Source organism: Nocardia panacis, from assembly GCF_003598715.1.
GTDB lineage: Bacteria > Actinomycetota > Actinomycetes > Mycobacteriales > Mycobacteriaceae > Nocardia > Nocardia panacis.
In genome coordinates, this window is record NZ_QZFU01000034.1 from 1 (window position 1) to 4,043 (window position 4,043).

The window sequence follows — 4,043 nt, forward strand, 5'->3', positions numbered from 1 at the left end:
CCAATATCGGTCACACTCAGGCGGCTGCGGGGGTGGCTGGTGTGATCAAGATGGTGATGGCGATGCGGCATGGGGTGCTGCCGCCGACGTTGCATGCGGATGAGCCGACTCCGCATGTGGATTGGTCTGCGGGTCGGGTGGAGTTGCTGACTGAGGCGCGGGACTGGCCCGAGACGGGTCGTCTGCGGCGCGCGGGTGTGTCCGCCTTCGGTGTCAGTGGTACCAACGCTCACGTGATCCTTGAGCAGGCACCGGCTGTCGAGCCGACACTGGTTGCCGATGTGCAGGCGCCGGTAGCCGAATTCGCCGAGACGGCCGACTCTGCGTTGGTGTGGGTGTTGTCGGGGCGTGGTGGGGAGGCGTTGGCTGGGCAGGCGCGGCGGTTGGGGCGGTATTTGGAGCGGTGTCCGGATCTCGGCGTGGCCGATGTGGCGCGGTCGTTGTTGGGGCGGTCGGTGTTCGAGCATCGTGCGGTGATCGTGGGTGGTGATCGGTCGGAGTTGATGGCCGGGTTGGCTGCGGTGGCTGAGCAGGTTCCGGCGTCGGGTGTGGTGTCGGGTGTGGCGCATGAGCAGGGTAAGACGGTGTTGGTGTTCCCGGGGCAGGGTGCGCAGTGGCTGGGAATGGGTCGGCAACTGCTGGCATCGGCACCGGTGTTCGCCGAGAAGATGGCCGAGTGCGACAAGGCGTTCGCTTCGTTGGTGGAGTGGTCGCTGCTGGATGTGCTTGCCGGCGAGGATTCGGTGTGGCTCGAGCGGGTCGATGTGGTCCAGCCGGTGTTATTCGCGGTGATGGTATCGCTGGCTGAGCTGTGGCGTTCTTTCGGTGTCGAACCCGACGCGGTGGTCGGTCATTCCCAGGGTGAAATCGCTGCGGCGTATGTGTCGGGGGCGTTGTCCCTTGAGGATGCGGCCCGGATCGTGATCCTGCGTTCGGCGGCTTTGACCGTGCTGGAGGGTCAGGGCGGCATGATGTCGGTCGGGTTGCCGCTGAAGCAGGTCGAGCAGCTGCTCGAGGGTTTCGACGGGTTGTCGGTGGCTGCGGCCAACGGGCCCCGGGCCACGGTGGTCTCGGGCCTGAGCGAGCAGCTGGATGCCCTGCTGGCGGTGTGCGAAGCCCGCGAGGTCCGCGCCAGACGGGTCCCGGTAGATTACGCCTCGCACTCGGCGCAGGTCGAGCGGTTGCGTGAACCGTTGCTGGAGGCGTTGGCCGGACTCCAGGCCCGCTCGTCGCAGGTGGTGTTCTATTCGACGGTGACCGGCGCAGTGCTCGACACCAGCGAATTGGATGCGCGGTACTGGTATGCCAATCTGCGCGAACCTGTTCGTTTCGAGCACACTGTCCAAGGGTTGTATCGCGATGGGTACACGGTGTTCATCGAGGCCAGCCCGCATCCGTTGCTGGTGGTCGATATCGAGCAGATCGGTGACGCGCTAGAAGAGGGGAAGTCATCTGCGGCGGTGGTGGTGGGCTCGTTGCGTCGTGGCGAGGACGGCGTGGCGCGGTTTGCTCAATCGGTCGCGCAGTTGGGCGTGTCGGGTGTAGGTGTGGAGTGGGAATCCGTATTGCGGGGGCGTGGCCGGTGGGTCGAGTTGCCTACGTATGCGTTCCAGCGGCGCCGGTACTGGCTCGAAAAGACCGCCGATCGGACCTCCTCCAACGCGATCGATGCCGAGTTCTGGCGTGCGGTCGAAAAGGGAGATCTGGGTGCGTTGGGGATAGATCCGGATCGATCTGTCGATGAGGCGCTACCGCTGCTGTCATCGTGGCGGCGACGCCATCAGGATCAGACAGCAATCGGTTCATGGTCCTATCGGATCGATTGGCGACTACTGCCGGACGAGCCGGTGGGTGTGCGCGGAAATTGGCTTGTAGTCGGGTCCAGTGGCGTGGATGCGGGTGAAGGCGTGCTCGAAGCGTTGCGGGAATCCGGTGTCCATACCCGCTACCTTGAGATCAACGCCGACCGTATGTCGCGCCTGGATGTGGTGGACCTTCTGCGCGATGCGACCGGGCGGAGCGAGTTGAGTGGTGTGTTGTCGTTTGCGGCGCTCGATGATCGGCAGTGTTCGCAGAGTTCGTCCGTGACGCAGGGGTTGTTGGCGAATCTGCTGCTGCTGCAGGCACTGGGCGATCTCGGTGGCGGACAGCGTTTGTGGTGTGTGACCAGCGGTGCGGTGAACGTCGTTTCCGAGGAGCGGATCAGCAGCACGATGCAGGTCCAGATGTGGGGTCTGGGTCAGGTAGCCGGGCTGGAGTACCCGCAGTGGTGGGGTGGCCTGATCGATCTGCCGGACGGATGGGACCAGACGGTTGTGCAGCGTCTGTTGGCTTCGTTGTCCCGAAGCGATGGGGAAGATCAGTTGGCGGTCCGGCGGTCAGGGGTCTACGGCCGCCGGATGGTGCGGGCATCGTTGCCCGGATCCGCCGCCGCCGATGGGTGGAAGCCGACAGGAACGGTCCTGATCACCGGCGGTACCGGCGGAATCGGCAGGAATCTGGCGCACTGGGTGGCCGACAACGGCGCCGAGCATGTCGTGCTGGCCAGTCGTCGTGGTCGACGGGCACCCGATGTCGAGGTGCTCGAAACGCAACTGCGTGCGCTGGGCAGCCGGGTCACGATCGCGACCTGCGATATGACCCGACGCGATGACGTGGCCGCGCTGTTGTCGGCGATCGACGACGACCCCGCTCCGCTCACAGCGGTCATCCATGCCGCCGGTGTCGGCTCGTTGACCCCGCTTACCGAGATCGACCTATCGTCACTGATCACGGTGGTGGAACCCAAGATCGCCGGTGCGTGGTATCTAGACGAACTGCTCGGTGACCGCCCCCTGGATGCGTTCGTCATGTTCTCCTCCGGCGCGGTGACTTGGGGCAGCGCTGGCAGCGCGGCCTACGCCGCCGCGAATGCCTACCTCGACGGCCTGGCCCACGACCGCAGAACGCGGGGCCTCACCGCTACCGCACTGGCATGGGGAGGCTGGGCTGGCGGGGGAATGGTCGAGGCCGACGGCAGCGCCGAACTCCTGTCCCACGGAAGCTCCATCGCAGACTTCCTGGCACTCAATGGTGTTCGGTTGATGGATCCGGATCTGGCCTTGCAGGCATTGAGCCAAGCGGTGGGTCGTGGTGAGACGACCATGACGATCGCCGATATCGAGTGGCGGCGGTTCGCACCGATCTACGCGGCGTCGAGGGATCGTTGTCTGCTGCACGAACTGTCCGACGCGCAGGCGGCGCTGCAAGCTGAGCAAGCCGAAGCCGAAGCCGAAGCTCTGGCAGGCTTGCGGGAGCGGGCGGCGGGATTGTCCGAGTCCGATCGGTATGCGGCAGTGCTCGAGATGGTCTGCGGTCAGGTCGCGGCGGTATTGGGTTATTCCGGTGCTGAGGCGATCGATGTCGACCGCAATTTCCGGGACCTGGGATTCGATTCGCTGACCGCAGTGGAAGCCCGAAATCGTCTCAACACCATCACCGGGCTGCGACTACCGGCCACGCTGGTCTTCGACTACCCGACACCGAACGCGGTGACCGGATACATCCTCCAAGAACTCTTCGATACCACCGAATCAGTGGAAGACAGCTTCTTGGAAGATCTGGAGAGGTTTGAATCGACCCTCCGCCGGATTGATCCGGATATCGCGGGAAGTGATTCGGTCACTCGTCGCATCGAGGGAATTATCGAGAAACTTCGCGAGTTGAAGACGCCGGACAATATCGGTAACGCTGATGATTCCAGCCTGATCGACTCGTTGGATCCCGAAAGTCTCGTACGTCATATTATTGAGAAGCAGATGGACTGACCGAGGGGATTTGCGTGTCCATTTCGATTGATGACCTGACCAGAGCTCTGCGAATTTCGGCGCGAGATAACGAGTCCCTACGAAGGGAGAATCGGGAGCTACGTGCACTAGCGTCGGAGCCGGTGGCAATCGTGGGGATCGGATGTCGGTTCCCGGGTGGGGTGTCCTCTGCGGGGGAGTTGTGGCAGTTGCTGGCCGAGGGGCGTGACGTGATCGGTGGGTTCCCGACCGATCGGG

The 4,043-nt window shown here is 64.0% G+C and carries 2 protein-coding genes; both read left to right on the plus strand.

The features are described 5' to 3' along the window. Positions 1-41 precede the first annotated feature (41 nt). Positions 42-3,806: a type I polyketide synthase gene (locus D5S18_RS25220; protein WP_239003989.1), complete on the plus strand. Its 3,765-nt coding sequence runs from the start codon at positions 42-44 to the stop codon at positions 3,804-3,806. A 122-nt stretch (positions 3,807-3,928) separates the two neighbouring features. Further along, a partial coding sequence (locus tag D5S18_RS36460; RefSeq protein ID WP_158607953.1) for a beta-ketoacyl synthase N-terminal-like domain-containing protein occupies positions 3,929-4,043 on the plus strand: 115 nt, incomplete at its 3' end.